Here is a 17,368-nt window from a genome sequence, read left to right on the forward strand (position 1 = left end):
GTTCCAATGTGATCGCGCCCTTGCCTTGTGTCATATCCCCGTTATGCTGCGGTGACGCAGAAAGGATGCGGCAGTGCAGCACGACCCTGAAAATACCGAGATTACCGTCATCACCCCGACCGCCAAACTGGCGACTGTGACCCATGGGGGACGGGCGAAATGTCTGCAACGTCTGGTGCGTCTGGAGCTGCCGGTGCCCAAAACCGTGGCGCTGTCTTTTGAGGAGGTGCACGGCATCGCGGCCGGTGAGATGCCGGATATGCCGGCGCTCTTGGAACCTTTCGGGGAAAGCGCGTTGCTCTGTGTGCGGCCCTCGTCCGAGGATCCTGATTGGGGTGGCCCCGGCGCGGTGCTGAACATCGGGATCAACGACGCCCGTTTTGTCGACCTTTGCGAACAGCTGGGCCGCGACGCGGCAACGGCAATGTATCTGCGATTTGTGCAGGCCTATGCGATCCATGTGGCGCGTCTTGATCCGGATATGTTCGACCATATCCCGCTGGACGGTCCCGATCCGCTGAGCGAGGCATTGCGGGCCTATGAGGATGAAACCGAAGAGGCGTTCCCACAAGACCCTGCGGTGCAGCTGTCCGAAGTGCTGCGTTCCATGGCGCGGGCCTGGGAAGGCACCACGGCGCGGCTCTTGCGCCAGGCCAAAGGCGCGCCTGCGGATGCGGGGCTGGGCCTTGTGGTGCAGGAGATGGCGCATGGCATGGGGCAGGGGGAATGCGGTTCAGGCGTAATCCAGCTGGTGAATTCAAAAACCGGTGAGCCGCAGATTACTGGACGTTACCTGAGCCAGAGTCAGGGCCGTGACGCGCTGATTGACCGCTCGGCCTCGATGTTTCTGGAGCGGGACAGCCGAGGTGCGTCGCTGGAGGAACAGTCGCCCGCGCTTTACGCCCAATTGATCGAACACACCCAGCTGATGCGCCGCCGTCTGCGAGAAGAGATGCAGGCCGAGTTTACCGTGGAAAACGGTCAGGTGCATATTCTCGATGGGGTGCGCGTGGCACGCACCGCGCGCGCGGCGGTGCGGATCGCGGTGAGCCTGGCCGAAGATGGCATCATCCCACGCGAAGAAGCGTTAACGCGGATCGACCCGCGTTCGATGAACGAATTGCTGCACCGTCAGGTGGACGCTGGTGCACCCCGTGACACTTTGGCTAGTGGCATCGCTGCCAGCCCCGGCGCGGCCACCGGCAGAATTGTTTTCTCTGCCGATGAGGCGCAGGCCAGTGCTGCACGTGGAGAGGCCTGTGTGTTGGTGCGGCGCGAAACCAGTCCTGAGGACATTCGCGGCATGCATGCCGCCGCCGCGGTTCTGACCGAACGGGGCGGTATGACCAGCCACGCGGCGGTGATCGCCCGCGGTATTGGTCTGCCTTGTGTGGTGGGCGCCTCGGATATTAAGTTCCATATCCGCAAAAAATTCCTGGTGACCCCGGATGGCCGTGAACTGCGGGCCGGTGACACCGTTACCATTGACGGCAGCAACGGCGAGGTTCTGGCGGGCGAGCCGCAGATGCTGGAAGCCGCACAGGACGATGCGTTTCGCACCTTGATGACCTGGGCCGATGAGGTGCGCGACATCGGTGTGCGAGCCAATGCCGATACGCCCGCCGATGCCCAGACCGCTAAGAACTTTGCTGCCGAAGGCATCGGGCTGTGCCGGACGGAGCATATGTTCTTCGAGGCCGACCGGCTGACCGTGATGCGCGAGATGATCTTTGCCGACACCTCGCCCGACCGCGCAGCGGCGCTGGAGCGGTTGCTGCCGATGCAGCGGGCCGACTTTATCGAACTGTTCCGCATCATGCAGGGGCTACCCGTCTGCATTCGTCTTTTTGACCCGCCACTGCATGAATTCCTGCCGTCGGATCGTGCGGGCCACCGTGAACTTGCCGAGGCGCTGGATCTGCCGCTCTCGGATGTAGAGCGCCGGGTCGAGGCGCTCAGCGAATATAACCCGATGTTGGGGATGCGCGGGGTGCGGCTGGGCATTACCGTGCCCGAGATCTACGACATGCAGGCGCGGGCGATCTTTGAAGCGACAATTGAGGCCAGCCGCGAAGGCGAGCCGGTTGAGCCTGAGATTATGATCCCGCTGGTGTCTGCCAAACGTGAGGTGGAGCTGGTCAAAACCCGCATTGATGCGGTGGCGGCCGCAGTGCGCAATGAAAAGGGGCAGGACTTCACCTATCGCCTCGGCGTGATGGTGGAAACGCCACGTGCCGCGCTGAAAGCGGGGGAAATCGCTCCGCATGCGGCCTTTCTGTCCTTCGGCACCAATGACCTGACCCAGATGACCTATGGCCTGTCGCGCGATGATGCGGGGCGTTTCATGTCGGCCTATGTGCAGCAAGGCGTCTTCCCCGAAGATCCGTTCCACGATCTGGACACCGAAGGGGTGGGCGAATTGCTGGAAATCGGGGCCAAACGGGGACGCGATGCCCGGCCTGATCTGGTTCTGTCGATCTGCGGTGAACATGGCGGCAGCCCCGAATCAATCGCCTTCTCGCGGGCGGCAGGGTTCAACTATGTGTCCTGTTCCCCCTTCCGTGTGCCCGTTGCGCGTTTGGCGGCGGCACAATTTGCTGTTCAGGACCGCGTTGGGGCAAAACCCCGCTAAATACGGGCCAAATTTACATAAAATTCACACCCAGATGTCTTGATCGGTGTCAGGGGGCGATCTAACATGCGCCGCTTTGCCGCCCCCATCTAGACCCGGGCCGCTTTTTTCGCTATTCCGCCCGCTGATTGACCCAGAGGAGCGGGAGGCTCTGCGTCCCCTGACTAGGAGATCAAGATGAAACGTGTACTGTCTGTTGTGGCGGTGGCTCTGACCCTTTTTGCCCCCGTCGCTGGTGTGGCTGTGGCAGAAACCCAGGTGGATGCTGTTCTGCAGCAGGAAAAACGTGGCCTCTTTGGTGTGAAGGGCGGTTTGCTGGACAAGCTGTTTAACCCGCAGAAGGCGCCAAGCAAGATCGACTACTCGCGCAGTTTCCTGGATGGTTTGCCCGAGGCCAAAGGCGACGAAGAATGGGCCTGCCTGACAGAAGCGCTCTATTTCGAAGCCCGCGGCGAAAGCGTCAAAGGCCAGTTTGCCGTGGCTGAGGTGATCCTGAACCGTGTCAGCTCGGGCAGGTTCCCCAACACGGTCTGTGGTGTGGTCAATCAGGGCACCGGGCGCAAATACCAGTGCCAGTTCACCTACACCTGCGACGGCCACAAAGAAGTGGTCCGCGAACCGAAGGCCTATGTTCAGGTCGGTAAAGTGGCGCAGTTGATGATTAACGGTGCGCCGCGTGCCCTGACCGACAACGCCACCTATTACCACACCAAAGCGGTGCGCCCGAACTGGTCGCGCAAGTTTGCCCGCACCACCACCATCGGTGTGCATCACTTCTACCGCCATCCGACCGAGCTTTCGATGAAGTGAGGCACTTGCCGCGCTTGGACAATTGGTCTAGCTGGATCAAGGGGGCACAGGCCCCCTTTTTCATGTTCGATCCGGCGAGGCGTTGCAATGATTGCTCAATCCGATAGTGAAACCGCTGAAATCCAGCAGGCATTTGACCATCCTTTGGCGCGGTCCGAAGCCTCGGCGACAGCGCCGCTGGATCGGATTTCCCTGCGCGATCATATCGTGGAGGTCGAAATCGGCGCCTTTCAGGTCGAACGCGATCTGACCCAACGTTTGTCCTTCAACGTGGTGGTCGAGGTGGCGCCTGTTTCCGCCCCACTGGAAGATGACGTGGACCGCATCCTGTCCTATGACAAGGTGACCGAAGCCATCACCACCGAATTGGCGGCGGAACGTCTGAATCTTTTGGAAACGCTTGCGGACAATATCGCCGCCCGCATTCTGGCAGAGCCGCAGGCCCGCCGGGTGTTCCTGCGGATCGAGAAGCTGGACCGTGGCCCGTTCAAACTGGGGGTTGAGATTGTGCGCAGCGCGGCCGAAGTCGCTGGCGCTGCCGTGGCGAAGGCTGTGCAGCCGCGTCTGGTCTATCTCAGTCGCGCGGCGCAGGTGTCGGAGGCTCTGGCCGGTTGGTTGGACGATCTGGCGGGGGCGGCGCCTTTGGTGCTGTGCCTTGAAGCGCCAGAGGGCAACAACGCTGTGGCAGATATCCGCGCGCAGTTGAACATTGACCTTTTGCAGTTGGATCAGGCTGCATGGACCTTGATGTCGCGAGATGCGCGGCTCAATGTGGCAAACACCCGGACCGAGCTCGACTGGGCCATGAAACAGGGCCATATCAGCATCTGGGCGCCCGCCAAGATGGTTCTGGATGCCACAACGCCGCCGGAAACGGTGGATGGGGCCGCGCTGACCGCTTGGTTCGCACAGGAAATGCAGGCAGCAGAGGTTGTCACCATTGGCGCGGAGCTGCCGGATTTGGGCCTGCCGCAGCGCCACATCACGCTCTGACCGGAGGCTTTGATGAAAACCTACTACCGCCCCATTGTGCAGACCGATCCATCGCGCCCCGATCATGCCTTGACGCTGGCGGGGGGCTGGGCTTGGTTCTCCAAAGTTGAGCTGCTGAGCCGTGAATTGCCGCCGCAGCGGATTTCAGCACTGGACCTGCCGGCTGAGATGCGAGATCGGCTGACCGCCCCCCGGCCGGAAATTGCGCGCCTCGATTTGGCGCAGCCGCAGATCATGGGGATCCTCAATGTGACGCCCGACAGCTTCAGTGACGGTGGCCAGCACAACGGGTTGAAAGAGGCCGTGGCCCATGCGCGACAGATGCTGGAGCAGGGGGCAGATATCCTCGACATTGGGGGGGAATCGACCCGACCCGGCGCTGAGGAGGTCGAGCGCACCCGAGAAATTGACCGCACCGCTCCGGTGATTGCTGCGCTGCGTGAAACCTTGAATGTGCCGATCTCAATCGATACGCGCAAACAGGAGGTGGCCGAGGCTGCCATCGGCGCAGGGGCGGATCTGGTTAATGACGTCTCCGGCTTCACCTTTGATGACGCCCTTCTGCCGTTCGTGGGCCAGAACAAACGGCCTGTCTGTGTAATGCATTCGCTGGGCGATCCGACGACCATGCAGGACGACCCAAGTTATGAGGCGGTACTGCTGGACATCTATGATTTCTTGGAGACACAGGTCGCAGCGCTGGTTGCGGCCGGCGTACCGCGCGATCAGATCATGGTTGATCCTGGCATCGGCTTTGGCAAAACCGTGGCCCATAACCTTGCGCTGCTAAAACGGATTTCGTTGTTCCACAGCCTTGGCTGTCCGATCCTTCTGGGGGTGTCACGGAAGAAATTCATCGGCACATTGGGCAACGCGCCAGAGCCCAAGGATCGCGCCGCGGGCTCGGTGGCATTGGCGCTGGCCGCAGTGGCGCAGGGGGTGCAGGCCCTGCGGGTGCATGACGTGTTTGAAACCCGATCGGCGCTCAATCTGTGGCAGGCGGTCAGCGGCTGAACAGCCGCTTGAGCGCCCCGAGCTGTGAAATCAGCACCCCGCCCATGATCAACCCCATGGCCGAGAGCAGCCCTGCAGGCAGCGGTTCCTTTAGAACCCATGCTCCCAATACGACCGAGCAGACGGGCACGATGTAGTTGGTCAGCGACATGAAGGTGGAGCCGGCCGAGCGGATCACCAAAACCCGCAACAGGTTTGCCGCCGCTGTGGGCACCAACCCCAACAAGGCCATATAGCCCAGCGTTTCACCTGACGGCATCTGCGGCAGACCTTCAACGATCAATGCGGCAGGCAGGATAATCAGCGCCCCGATAATCATCAGGTTCGCCGACAGCCCCACCGGATCGATTGCAGGCAGGCGGCGGGTGATGATCGAGTTGACCCCGTAACACATTGCGGCCGAGACACAGGCCAGACGGCCCCAAAGCTCCAGATCCTCGCCCGAACTTTCAAAGGCCTGTGCGCCGATCAGCAGGGCAACGCCCGCAAATCCGGTGACAAAACCGACAGAGCGGCGCAGGGTCATCTGCTCACCCACCAGAAACAGATGGGCCAGTGGCAGAACCATCAACGGGATTGCCGCCATCGACACCCCGGCAAAGCCTGATGCCACATGTTGCAGCCCCCAGCTGAGCAGCAGGAAAGGGATCGCCGCGCTTAGCAATCCAGACAGGATCAGCCAATGCCACGGGCGGTCCTCACTCAGCCACAGCTTGCCGCCTCGGGCCTGCCAGACGGTCCCCAGCAACAACGCTGCAAAACCAAGCCGCGAAAAGGTCAGCCAGAACGGGGTGATCCCACGCAGGGCCAGTTCAATCACCATAAAGGTGGCGCCCCAGACAAACCCGAGGGTGATGATCATAGCCCAGGAGGCGCGGGTGATGACGGGTTGCATGGGATGTCCTTTGATCGCTTGGCGCGACCTGACCCTGTTGCGGTCAGGAGGTCAAGGGGTTGACTTGTCGTGTTAGTCCGGGCTAACCGTTAGTCATGACTAACGAGATAACTATGCACCCTGAAGACGCGTTTGTCGCGCTTGCTGATCCGACGCGGCGACAGGTCTTTGAAGGGCTGATCGCAGCCCCTTTGCCTGTGGGAAAGCTGGCCGCAGGTCTGCCCGTCAGCCGCTCGGCGGTGTCGCAGCATCTAAAGGTGCTTTCAGATGCAGGGTTGGTCTGCGCGCAGAAACAGGGGCGGCAGAATATCTATCAGGTGGAACCCGCCCGCTTGGCGGCGTTGCGCGGCTATTTTGATACGCTTTGGGGGCGTGCCCTCGACGGTTTCGCAGCCCACGCGGAACAGCGCTATGGGGAGGAAGGTAAAGATGCAGATGGCAGCAACATCAGTTGAACCAATTGAGAAAAACCTGTCCCTGAAGGTGCCGCGGGCCTTTGCCTTTCGGATTTTCACCGAGGAAATCCACATGTGGTGGCCGGCGGAGACGCATTCGGTCGCGGCAGGGCAGGGCGGGTTGCCGCAGGGCATTGTGATTGAGCCGCAAACAGGGGGTCGGATTTATGAGGTGCTGCCCGACGGTTGTCACTGTGATTGGGGCAAGGTGACAGACTGGCAGCCACCGGAACGGTTGAGCTTTATCTGGCACCCAGGGCATCCGGAGACGCGAGCCACCATTGTTCATGTGGACTTCATCGAGGTCGGTGCCAGCGAAACGCAGGTCCGGCTCAGACATGAAGGTTGGGATCAGATCGAGGGCGGAGCCGAAGTCCGACAGCAATATGTGCCGGGTTGGGATCACGTGCTGCTAGACTGCTACGGCGGAGCAGTGCGCGCGCATCACCAAGAACAGACCTGAACGTATGGCGCTGAAAGGGGCCACAGGCCCCTTTCAAACTACCCTCTCAGTTTGTGGTGCAGCAGGATCGGCACAGCCAGATCCTCTTCGTCACTCAGGTGTCGCTGCAAAAAGTGCTGAATGGCTCCGGCGTTTTTCAACACCTCCGGCAGCTCATCCGGCGCATCCTTTGCGGATAGATCCATCAGCTGGATGAACCGGTTGGAGCTGCGCACCAGTTCCGCCAGAAGCTGATCCATTTGTTCATGGTCGCTTTCCAATATCTCCAGACCGTCGATGAACCGATTGTCCGCGTCCATCAGCTCGGGGAAGAACTTGTGATCTTCCCAAGTGTGATGCCCGTGCAGATTGCGCACCAGCGCGTTGCCAAAATGGCCCAGCCGCATAGCATACCAATCGGGATCAAGCTTTCGGTCCAGCATCTCTTTGGTGTCCGTCGTGACGATCTCGGCCATCTGGTGGAACATGGTGTGAGCCCCCATCCAACGTTGGATTAAGCCGGCGAAATTCGGGTGATCCGGCCAGGCGTCGCGCGGATACTCCCGAAGCAGGGTCTGCATCTCTTCGGGCAGCCCCTGTCTGACGGCGATGTCATGTTGGGTCATGACAGGCAGATGGGGCGCATTGGGGTATCATACAACCGCACCGAAAGTGCAGAGATGAACCGGGGCTGTGCAGTGGGTTAGGCCGCCACCCGGCGGGGCTGGCGCGACAGCAGTAGCCCACCGAGGATCAGCGCCAGTGCAGCGAACAGCTGTGGCGGCACCGCCTCGGACAGCAGGACAGCGCCGAAAATTACCGACCAGACCGGCACCTGATAGTTCACCGTCGCCAGAAACGAAGGCCCAGCAGAACGTGCCACTTGCACCAGCAGGATCTGCGCCACGGCCGTGGGGAAAATCCCGAGGTAGAGAATGGCCAGAAGCGGCGTGATGGCGGGCAGGCTGGGCATGCCTTCCTGCCAGAGCGCCACCGGCACGATCATCGCGGCCCCGCAGATCAGCGCCGCCGCTGAGAGCGACAACATGTTCACCTGCGGGCAAAGCCGAGTGATGATGGCCCCGATCGCATAGCAGAGCGAGGCACCAAGACAGGCAATGCGGGCCAGCGATTCAAAATTACTACCGGCCGAGGCAAAGGCATCCAGCCCGATCAGCACCAACACGCCAGCAAACCCCACCGAAAATCCAAGGGTGCGGCGCAGGGTCATGCGTTCTTCGGGCACAAAGACATGGGACAGCGGCAGCACAAACAGCGGCACAATCGCCATGCAAACCCCGGCAAAACCCGACGCCACATAGGTCTGGCCCCAGCTCAGCAGGGTGAACGGCAGGGCGTTGGAAAACAGCCCCATGCCAAAAGCCGCCGCCCAGATGATCCGTCCGTCGCGGCTGCGTGGATCGGGCAGGGCGATGCCCATCGCGCGGATCAGGGCCAACACGCTTAGGGCACCGATCACGATGCGGATGGCGGCCACGCTCATCGGCCCCATGCCTTCCAGCGCCACGGAGACCGCCATAAAGGACGCCCCCCAGATAATCCCAAGGGTGATCAGTTTGATCCAGTTGATCAGGCCGGGCTGTGTGGGCTGGCTGGCAGTCATCTGCGCTGCTCCGAAAATCTTGTTCTAAATGGAAAGGGCGCGCCGAAAGCCGACGCGCCCCAGAACCTTTAGGCGGCGGGGCAGCCCCCGCCAAGCCGATAATTGGGCATACCCAATTAGTTCTTTTCTTTGTCGACCATTTTGCCGGCCGAGATCCAAGGCATCATGCCGCGCAGCTTGGCACCGGTTTCTTCGATCATGTGCTCGTCGTTGGCACGACGCGACGCTTTGATCGTCGGCTGACCTACAGCGTTTTCCAGCATGAAGTCGCGCACGAACTTGCCCTGCTGGATGTCGGTCAGAACATCTTTCATGCGGGCTTTGGTTTCGTCGTAGTTCAGGATGCGCGGGCCGGTGACGTACTGGCCGTACTCGGCAGTGTTCGAGATCGAGTAGTCCATGTTGGCGATGCCGCCTTCGTAGATCAGGTCCACGATCAGCTTCACTTCGTGCAGACATTCGAAGTAGGCCATTTCCGGCGCGTAGCCAGCTTCAACCAGGGTTTCAAAGCCGCAGCGGATCAGTTCAACCAGGCCACCGCAGAGAACTGCCTGCTCACCGAACAGGTCGGTTTCACACTCTTCACGGAAGTTGGTTTCGATGATGCCCGAACGGCCGCCACCAATGGCGGAGCAGTAGGACAGGCCGATTTCCAGCGCTTTGCCCGTGGCGTCGGTGTCAACAGCAACCAGGCAGGGCACGCCGCCGCCTTTGGTGTATTCGCCGCGCACGGTGTGACCCGGGCCTTTCGGCGCCATCATGATCACGTCAACGCCTTCTTTCGGCTCAATCAGGCCGAAGTGTACGTTCAGGCCGTGGGCAAACGCGATGGCCGCGCCGGGGCGGATGTTGTCGTGAACGTATTTCTTGTAGGTTTCTGCCTGCAGTTCGTCGGGCATGGTGAACATGATCACGTCACACCATGCTGCCGCTTCGGCGATGCCCATAACCTTCAGGCCTTCGCCTTCGGCTTTCTTGGCGGAGGGCGAGCCTTCGCGCAGCGCAACAACAACGTTCTTCGCACCCGAGTCGCGCAGGTTCAGCGCGTGGGCGTGACCCTGCGAGCCGTAGCCCAGGATCGCAACGTTCATGTCTTTGATCAGGTTAATGTCGCAATCGCGATCGTAGTAAACGCGCATTGGGGCGCTCCTTTTCTCTGTCGAACTGTGATTGAGGGTGATCATAGGCGGATTTTCAGCAGGTGCGAGAGGAATGGTGCTGGATTTTCGGCCGGATGTGCGCTAATCATTCGTCAAACAAAAGAAAGATGACGTATTCATGCTTGATGACCTCGACCGACGCATATTGCGCAACATGCAGGGTGATCCGGACATGTCGATTCCGGATCTGGCGGATCATCTGGGTCTAACCACATCACGTCTGTCGCGCCGCATCGACAAGCTGCGCGAAACCGGCGTGCTGCGTGGTCAACAGGCGGTGATTGACTGGCGCGCGCTGGGGTTTGCGGTGGAAGTGTCCTTGCGGATCACACTGGACAAGACCCAGACTCGCGCCTTTGACGAATTTATTGATGCCGCCCGCGAGATAGCTGAGGTGATCGAAATCCAGACCTTCCTGGGCCGTGTGGACGTGCGCCTGTCGGTGATTGCCCGCGACATGGCGCATTATCAGGATATCTACCGCAGCCAGATCCTGACGCTGCCCCATATCAACGACATTGAAGCCCTGATGCATGTGGCGCGCATCAAAGCGGACGAAAGCTTGCCGATATGATCGACATTGACGGTATCGACCATCAGATCCTGCGCGCCCTGTCCCGTGATGCTACCCAAAGCGCCTCGGCGCTTGGGCGGCGGTTCGGCCTCAGCCAGCCGGCGACATGGCGGCGGATCAAACGGTTGCAGGATGCGGGCATCATTGCCGGGCGCAAGCTGGATCTGGATAAGGAGAAGCTGGGCTTTGGCGTGACCGTCTTTCTGGGGGTGAAACTGGCCACCAAGGGCCGCGTCAGCCTGGAGGATTTTGAACGGGCGGTCTCTGCCATTCCTGAGGTGCAGACGGTAGAACACGTGCTGGGCATGTATGACTACCGGCTGCGGGTCACAGCCCGCGATATCGCCGATTTCGAACGGGTGCTGCGTCGTCGGATCATGACCCTGCCCGGCGCTGGGGATGTGGAGGCCAATGTGCTCCTGTCCGAAGAACGTCGCCCCGGCCCACTGGGCGGCGGCTAATGCCTCTTGGACCTCAGCGCGGGGAGGGGTAGATTGGCGTCAAACCAATCAAAGGAACTGCCATGGCTGCGCTGCTTGATACCGTCGACCCCGACGGTCTGCTGGAATTTTCGGTTGTCTTTACCGACCGCTCGCTGAACCACATGTCCACCGCCTTTCAAGCGGTGATAAACGATGTCTCCTCGATGTTGAAGGATGTCTACAAAGCCGATGCGGTTGCCATTGTCCCCGGTGGCGGCACCTACGCGATGGAGGCGGTGGCCCGGCAGTTCGGTCATGACGCCCATGCGCTGATCGTGCGCAACGGCTGGTTCTCCTACCGTTGGAGCCAGATCTTCGAGGCCGGTGGCTTCGCCGCCAAAACCTCGGTCTTCAAGGCCCGCCAGACCGGCAATGGCATCACCGAACCCTTCGCGCCTGCGCCGGTGGAAGAAGTGGTTGCCATGATCCATGAGGCCAAACCAGATGTGGTCTTTGCCCCCCATGTGGAAACCTCTGCCGGTCTGATCCTGCCCGACGCCTATATCAAAGCGCTGGCCACGGCTGCCCATGACGTTGGCGCCATTATGGTGCTGGATTGCATCGCCTCGGGCTGCGCCTGGATCGACATGCAGGACACCGGCGTCGATGTGCTGATTTCGGCGCCGCAAAAAGGCTGGTCGGCCTCGCCCTCTGCGGGTCTGGTGATGCTGTCGAAACGGGGCGAAGACCGGCTGGCCGCGACCCGTTCGGACAGTTTTGCCATCGATCTGAAAAAATGGCGCGACATCATGGTGGCCTATGAAACCGGCGGCCACGCCTATCACGCGACCATGCCCACTGACGCGTTGCGGGCGTTCCGCGACACGATGGTGGAAACCCGGGACTATGGCTTTGAGAAGCTGCGCGATGCGCAATGGGCGCTGGGCAATGGTGTGCGGACAATGCTCAGCGACAAGGGTATTACCTCGGTGGCGGCCGAAGGATTTGGCGCGCCAGGGGTTGTGGTCAGCTACACCAGCGATGCCGAGATTCAAAACGGCAAGAAATTTGCCGCCGAAGGCATGCAGATCGCGGCCGGCGTGCCGCTGGCCTGTGATGAACCGGAAGGCTTCCAGACCTTCCGTCTTGGCCTGTTTGGTCTCGACAAGCTTTATGACGTGGACGCCACGCTGGCGCGTCTGAAGGCAGTCCTCGACAAAGTGCTCTGAAAACACGGGCCGCTGCGATTGGCTTGCGGTGGCCCTTTTCAATGATCCGGAAATACTCCGGGTGATTGGGGGCAAAATCTCATTTTGATCCCAGAGGGCAGCGCCCTCTCTGCGCATCGCTCAGGTTGGCGCTACCCCTTCGCGCCCAATCCCATCTGCATCATCAGCTTGCGCACCTGTGGCATCGAATAGATCGCGTTCAGCCCCGCCGCCCGCAGATCGCGCAGCGGTTGTGCCTCCATCATTGAGGCGCGGTTCAACAGGTCGATCCCAACCGATCGCACCTGCACTTCGCGGTGACGCAAGCGGTTGAATTCTTTCAGCATCTGAGCATCGCCCAGGCCTTCAGGACGGGCCTCAGCCAGTTCCAGCAACACCCGCATGTCGCCCAGCGACATGTTCAACCCCTGCGCCCCGATCGGCGGCACTACATGGGCGGCCTCCGCCAGCAGCGCCACCCGTTCGCCGTCCATCCGTTCGGCAACCTGATTGATAATCGGCCAGACGGTGCGGCGCGACGCCAGCGTCAGCGGACCAAACAATAGGCAGGATCTCTCGTTCATCGCCGCCTCAAATTCATCTTCCGGCAGCGCGGCCAACCGTTGCACCTCTGGCCCCTGTTCCATCCAGACAATGGCCGAGGAGGGCATGCCGTTGTGATCGGGCAGAGGCACCAATGTGAACGGCCCGCCGGAGCGGTGGATCTCGGTTGAGACATTGTCATGCGGGATCGGGTGGGTGACGGCAAAGGCCAGCGCCTTTTGCCCATAACGAGTGGTTTTGGCCGAAATGCCTGCGGCCTCCCGCATCGGTGAGTGGCGCCCGTCCGCGGCGACTACCAGTTTGCAGGTTACCGAAGACCCATCTGACAGGCCAACCCGCGCCATAGAGGTGCGGGTGAAAAGGGTGGTGGTGCCGGTGCCCGCGCGAAATTCGACGTTTTCCATCCCGTCCAGATGATCGGTCAGCTCGCGCCGCAGCAACCAATTGGGCAGGTTCCAGCCAAACGGCTTGTCTGAGATATCAGCGGCGTTGAAATCCTTGACGATCCGCGGCTCTGGTTCTGTCCCGCCCGCATCCACAATGCGCATGACCTGCAAAGGTGCGGCCTCAGCCGAGAGCCGTTGCCACAGGCCAGCACGCTCCAGAAGGGCTTGGGACGGTTGCAAAAACGCAGTGGTGCGCAGGTCGGAACCTTGTGCATCACGTTCCGTCACGGGGGGTGTGGGATCGACACAAAGCACCGAAAATCCGGCCTGCCCAAACAGCGCGGCAGCAGTCAGACCAGCGACACCGCCGCCAGAAACAAGAATATCAACGTCATAGTTTTGCATGGGACGGCCTCTTTCTTGAGGCGCAACCTAGACCCTTCGGGCGGGCAGTCCAAGCGGCATCCTGTCACTCTTGCTGATCTGGGCCGAATGGCCGTCGTGTGGTGTCAGCCAACTGTGATGATCAGCAGCAGCACATAGATCACCGGCACAGCGATGACGGCGGGAATATAGAGGCCCGGCACTCCGAAGGTGAAGATCGACAGACCCCAAAGCGCCACAAGAACCAGCGCAATCAAAAAGGCAATGACCTCACCAGATAGGGCTTTTTTCGGGGCGGCAGCAGGGGTGGTGGCAGCGAGGCTCATAACGGCGGTCCTGTTCGTATGGGGGGCAGAGGGGGTTTCCGCGTCAGAGATAATGGTTCATCCCGCACACACCATTGGTAGGATTGCCGCACTGCGGCAAGGGGCCGCGCGACGTGGTCGGATATGTCGCAGCGGGGAGGCCTATAGTCCGCGCAGTTGGCCGAGGAAATCCGTCAGGTCGTCGGTGTGATGATGGATGTGCGTGGCCTCAAGCGGATCGGGCGCCACGTGGACCGTTTTCATTCCCAGCTGATGTGGCACTGCCAGATTGCGGGGATCATCCTCGAACATAGCGGCGCTTTCCGGTGCGATCCCGTCTTTGGCAAAGATCGTCTGGAACGCTTCCAGTTCGGGCTTGGGGCGGAAGTCGGCATGTTCCACTCCGTAGATCGCATCAAACAGACCTGACAGCCCACGCGCCTCCAGCACCCGTTCGGCATAGGGGGCGGCGCCGTTGGTGTAGACAATTTTACGGCCCGGCAGTGACCGGATATGGCTGGCGAGATTGGGGTCCTTTTCCAGATGGTCCAGCGAAATCTCGTGGACCTCGGTCAGATAGGGGCCGGGATCAACGTCATGTTCGCGCATCAATCCGGCCAGCGTTGTGCCGTAGGTGGCCCAGTAATGGTTGCGCAGATGGTCGGCGCGCGCCCGGTCAACCCCCAGCGCCGACATCACGTAGTTGGTCATTTTGACCTCAATCTGGTCAAACAGCCGCGCCTTGGGCGGGTAAAGCGTATTGTCGAGGTCAAAGACCCATTGGGTCACATGGGAGAAGTGTTGTTTGGGCATGGCCGCACCCTATTTCAGCGACGCGTCCAGTGCAACGCGGCTGCGACATTGCGGAAGCCGTTGAAAATGTGAGTTTCGCTTGATCCTTTGGGGAGGAGCGCTACTGTGCCGAGACCTCAATTTGGAAAGTGCCGCGATGAAAGAGCTGAAGCCGCAAAAAGATGCCTATACGTTGATCCTCGAGGCGATCGACACCGGGGTTTATCGCCCGGGCGACCGTCTGGTGGAAAGCGAGTTGGCAGAGCGGTTTGGTGTGTCACGCACCCCGATTCGGGAGGCGCTGCAACGGCTTGAGACCCAGTCGCTGCTGGCACGGGACGGGCGGAGCCTGATTGTGGCCTCACTGGACCACAATCAGCTGAGCGAGCTTTATGCGGTTCGGGCCGAGCTGGAAGGGCTCGCCGCGCGACTGGCTGCGCGCCATGCCACTCGTGAAGAGGTGAGCGTGTTGCGGGAAATGGTCGAGGAGGACCGCGGCCGGATCGGCGATCCTGCTGCCCTGTCGCGATCGAACCGGCAGTTTCACAAGCAGATCCACCTTGCGTCCCACAACCGCTATCTGGTGCAGCAGCTGGATCTGGTGCATCGCACCATGGCGCTGATGGACAGCACCTCGCTGGCGGCGCAGGGGCGGGATGAGCTGGCCTTGAACGAACACGCTGCCATTGTTGCAGCGATTGAGGCCCGCGATGAAGACCGTGCCTGCGAAGCGTTGAAAACCCATATTTCACAGGCTTTCACCACCCGATTGAAGCTGGACGCGGTGCGCCACGGCCGTTTGTGATCCGCTTTGCCGTGGGGCGGCGCGGATCGACAGGCCGTGTTGGGTTTTGTCCCAATAGACCGGTTGGAAAATCAACTCGTAAAGCGCTTTGTAAGCCGCAAATGCAGCAAGTGGAAAATAGAAATGGGTTGTCACCACCCAAGCCAGCGAGTGACGGTGATTGCGGCTTGAAACTGCTATAGCTGCGGTGGTCAGGACAACCAGTTCGGCAAAAAGAAACCCAATCCCAAGCGTCGCCAAGGTGCTGCCGGGCACCGTGTCTGACAGCGGATGGGGCAGGCCCAATAGGATGGTCCAGAACGACCACAGCAGCGGTGCCAGCAGCACCTGCGACAGGGTGGTCACGAAATGCAGCTGGAGCCCGAGGAATTGCCATAGACCCAGATCCCGCAGCAATCGCAGCGGGCGGCGCATATGCACCAGATAGGTCACCATATAGCCTTTCAGCCAGCGCGAGCGTTGCCGCACCCAGGGCAGCAGGTGGCAGTTGGCCTCTTCCAGGGTGGTGGAGGGCAGCAATTCACTGCGATAGCCAAAACGGGCCAGACGAATGCCCAGATCGGCATCCTCGGTCACGTTATGGGCGTCCCACCCGCCCACCTCAAGCAGAACATCGCGGCGGCAGAACAGGGTGGTGCCGCCCAGCGGGATGGCAAAGCCAAGGCGGCGCATCCCCGGTAACATCACCCGGAACCAGCTGGCGTATTCAATGGTGAAACAGCGTGCCAACCAGCCTTGACGCGGATTGTAATAGTCCAGAACCCCTTGCATGCAGGCCATATCCGCTGGCGCATCGGCAAACGCGTCCGCAACGCGAAGCAATTGGTCAGGGGCGGGGGAGTCTTCGGCATCATAGATGCCGATGATGTCGCCTTTGCAGAAATCTAGCGCATAGTTCATTGCCCGCGGCTTGGTGCGTGGCTGGCCGTCCGGAACCGTGAGAATGCGCACATGCGGTGGCAACTTGGCCCCTTCAAGCGCTTGTTTTGTTTGATGATCCTCTTCTTCCAGCAAGAGAAGGATTTCCAGCATCCCCGCCGGATAGCGCAGCCGGGCAAGTCGTTTCTGCAGCAATCTCACCACTTCGGGTTCGCGAAACAGAGGCACCAGAATGGAAATGCGGGGCCTGTGCTTGCTGGGGTGTTTGGCGGGGGCAAGCTTGGTCAGCGGCAAGGTGGTCAAGATCGACAGTTTGACCGTGGTGGCGCAGATAAGGGTGAAACAGGCCCAGAGGCTCAGCGCCGTAAGACCTGTCTTGGGCCAAAGCGCCAGGCCAAGCAGCAAAAGGCCAATGAGGCCGAGCATTCCTGCCGTCCAGCGCCGGCTTTGGCCGCGGGTTTTGCGAAAACTGAAACGGTCTGCGGTGCGGCGTTCGGCGCCGGGACCAAGCTCTGCCGCGGCGGTTTGCTGCAGGGCCGCCAGCACCAAGGTTTCAGAGGTAAGCACAAGTGAGACGTCCTCTGCCCCTGCGGCGCCAAAGGTTGCTGCAACAGTGGCTGGATCATATTCGGGATCCGCAATCGCAATGCGCAAGCCGTCCGCAGAGCTGGCCAGAGGCACCATCCGTTGCCGCAGACAGTCACGCAGGGTCGCAGGTGTTAACAGCTTGGGGCAGGGGAGCAGAGGGCCGTTTGCGACATAGGGCAGGCCGCGCCATTGTGCGGCCGCATCACGCAGATCTTCGGCCCGGTCGGCGTGCAGGTGCAAGGCCGCCTCCAGCAGGCTTTGACCGCCGCCGATCCTTTCCCCCCTGACCTTTAACAGCTCGGATGCGGACAGCAGGCCGCGATCCAGCAGGAACTGACCTAAACTGCCCCCGTTCTGGGGAGCGGCTGCGGAATGCAGGGTGATGGACAAAGAAAAGCCCCCTGAGGCGAAAACCACAGGGGGCAGTATGGCGCAG

18 protein-coding genes are annotated in these 17,368 nt (G+C 60.8%); 10 read left to right on the forward strand and 8 right to left on the reverse strand.

Annotation, left to right across the window (positions count from 1 at the left end):
• Positions 1-73: 73 nt before the first annotated feature.
• The 4 genes from SIC14_RS12980 (at position 74) to folP (ending at position 5,449) form a co-directional block, all read left to right on the forward strand.
• A complete protein-coding gene (locus SIC14_RS12980; RefSeq protein WP_412562347.1) occupies positions 74-2,632 on the forward strand; it encodes a putative PEP-binding protein in 2,559 nt (852 codons plus the stop codon).
• Between the two features lie 177 nt (positions 2,633-2,809).
• Positions 2,810-3,442: a cell wall hydrolase gene (locus tag SIC14_RS12985; protein WP_412562348.1), complete on the forward strand. Its 633-nt coding sequence runs from the start codon at positions 2,810-2,812 to the stop codon at positions 3,440-3,442.
• Positions 3,443-3,529: 87 nt separating this feature from the next.
• Positions 3,530-4,435 carry a dihydroneopterin aldolase gene (locus SIC14_RS12990; RefSeq protein WP_412562349.1) on the forward strand — a complete coding sequence of 302 codons (906 nt, stop codon included), beginning with the start codon at positions 3,530-3,532 and terminating at the stop codon, positions 4,433-4,435.
• Between the two features lie 12 nt (positions 4,436-4,447).
• Positions 4,448-5,449: a dihydropteroate synthase gene (gene folP / locus SIC14_RS12995; RefSeq protein ID WP_412562350.1), complete on the forward strand. Its 1,002-nt coding sequence runs from the start codon at positions 4,448-4,450 to the stop codon at positions 5,447-5,449.
• Here folP and SIC14_RS13000 read toward each other — a convergent pair.
• Positions 5,439-6,344: a DMT family transporter gene (locus SIC14_RS13000; protein ID WP_412562351.1), complete on the reverse strand. Its 906-nt coding sequence runs from the start codon at positions 6,342-6,344 to the stop codon at positions 5,439-5,441. The two genes, folP and SIC14_RS13000, sit on opposite strands and share 11 nt — an antisense overlap.
• Positions 6,345-6,457: 113 nt before the next feature.
• Between SIC14_RS13000 and SIC14_RS13005 the strand changes: the two genes are divergently transcribed.
• Together SIC14_RS13005 and SIC14_RS13010 are read left to right on the forward strand one after the other, a co-directional pair.
• Positions 6,458-6,799 carry an ArsR/SmtB family transcription factor gene (locus SIC14_RS13005; RefSeq protein ID WP_412562352.1) on the forward strand — a complete coding sequence of 114 codons (342 nt, stop codon included), beginning with the start codon at positions 6,458-6,460 and terminating at the stop codon, positions 6,797-6,799.
• Positions 6,774-7,262, forward strand: coding sequence for an SRPBCC domain-containing protein (locus SIC14_RS13010; protein ID WP_412562353.1), 489 nt, complete (start codon positions 6,774-6,776; stop codon positions 7,260-7,262). The genes SIC14_RS13005 and SIC14_RS13010 overlap by 26 nt, the downstream gene beginning before the upstream one ends.
• A gap of 38 nt (positions 7,263-7,300) precedes the next feature.
• Here SIC14_RS13010 and SIC14_RS13015 read toward each other — a convergent pair whose 3' ends face one another.
• The 3 genes from SIC14_RS13015 to ilvC form a co-directional block, all read right to left on the reverse strand.
• Positions 7,301-7,867, reverse strand: coding sequence for a hemerythrin domain-containing protein (locus SIC14_RS13015; RefSeq protein WP_412562354.1), 567 nt, complete (start codon positions 7,865-7,867; stop codon positions 7,301-7,303).
• Positions 7,868-7,944: 77 nt separating this feature from the next.
• Positions 7,945-8,865 carry a DMT family transporter gene (locus SIC14_RS13020; RefSeq protein ID WP_412562355.1) on the reverse strand — a complete coding sequence of 307 codons (921 nt, stop codon included), beginning with the start codon at positions 8,863-8,865 and terminating at the stop codon, positions 7,945-7,947.
• Between the two features lie 116 nt (positions 8,866-8,981).
• Positions 8,982-10,004: a ketol-acid reductoisomerase gene (ilvC, locus tag SIC14_RS13025; protein WP_412562356.1), complete on the reverse strand. Its 1,023-nt coding sequence runs from the start codon at positions 10,002-10,004 to the stop codon at positions 8,982-8,984.
• A gap of 139 nt (positions 10,005-10,143) precedes the next feature.
• Here ilvC and SIC14_RS13030 point away from each other — a divergent pair, with 139 nt between their 5' ends.
• From SIC14_RS13030 to SIC14_RS13040, 3 genes are all read left to right on the forward strand, one after another.
• Complete coding sequence (locus tag SIC14_RS13030) at positions 10,144-10,599, forward strand: Lrp/AsnC family transcriptional regulator (RefSeq protein WP_412562357.1); 456 nt, start codon at positions 10,144-10,146, stop codon at positions 10,597-10,599.
• Entirely contained in the window at positions 10,596-11,060 is a 465-nt protein-coding gene (locus SIC14_RS13035) for an Lrp/AsnC family transcriptional regulator (RefSeq protein ID WP_412562358.1), read from the forward strand. The genes SIC14_RS13030 and SIC14_RS13035 overlap by 4 nt, the downstream gene beginning before the upstream one ends.
• Before the next feature lie 62 nt (positions 11,061-11,122).
• On the forward strand, positions 11,123-12,250 hold the full coding sequence (locus tag SIC14_RS13040) for an aminotransferase class V-fold PLP-dependent enzyme (protein WP_412562359.1): 1,128 nt from the start codon (positions 11,123-11,125) through the stop codon (positions 12,248-12,250).
• A 131-nt stretch (positions 12,251-12,381) separates the two neighbouring features.
• Here the strand turns inward: SIC14_RS13040 and SIC14_RS13045 are convergent, their stop codons facing one another.
• From SIC14_RS13045 to SIC14_RS13055, 3 genes are all read right to left on the reverse strand, one after another.
• On the reverse strand, positions 12,382-13,584 hold the full coding sequence (locus SIC14_RS13045; protein ID WP_412562360.1) for a UbiH/UbiF family hydroxylase: 1,203 nt from the start codon (positions 13,582-13,584) through the stop codon (positions 12,382-12,384).
• Positions 13,585-13,688: 104 nt separating this feature from the next.
• On the reverse strand, positions 13,689-13,889 hold the full coding sequence (locus SIC14_RS13050) for a hypothetical protein (RefSeq protein ID WP_412562361.1): 201 nt from the start codon (positions 13,887-13,889) through the stop codon (positions 13,689-13,691).
• A gap of 141 nt (positions 13,890-14,030) precedes the next feature.
• Positions 14,031-14,681, reverse strand: coding sequence for a pyrimidine 5'-nucleotidase (locus tag SIC14_RS13055; protein ID WP_412562362.1), 651 nt, complete (start codon positions 14,679-14,681; stop codon positions 14,031-14,033).
• A gap of 136 nt (positions 14,682-14,817) precedes the next feature.
• Between SIC14_RS13055 and SIC14_RS13060 the strand changes: the two genes are divergently transcribed.
• Positions 14,818-15,465 carry a GntR family transcriptional regulator gene (locus SIC14_RS13060; RefSeq protein ID WP_412562363.1) on the forward strand — a complete coding sequence of 216 codons (648 nt, stop codon included), beginning with the start codon at positions 14,818-14,820 and terminating at the stop codon, positions 15,463-15,465.
• On the opposite strand, the gene SIC14_RS13065 is transcribed toward SIC14_RS13060, so the two are convergent.
• Positions 15,409-17,322, reverse strand: coding sequence for a glycosyltransferase family 2 protein (locus SIC14_RS13065; protein ID WP_412562364.1), 1,914 nt, complete (start codon positions 17,320-17,322; stop codon positions 15,409-15,411). The genes SIC14_RS13060 and SIC14_RS13065 overlap by 57 nt on opposite strands.
• Positions 17,323-17,368: the final 46 nt, after the last annotated feature.

The organism is Thalassobius sp. MITS945101 (assembly GCF_047123305.1).
In the GTDB taxonomy this organism is placed as follows: Bacteria; Pseudomonadota; Alphaproteobacteria; order Rhodobacterales; family Rhodobacteraceae; genus Thalassobius.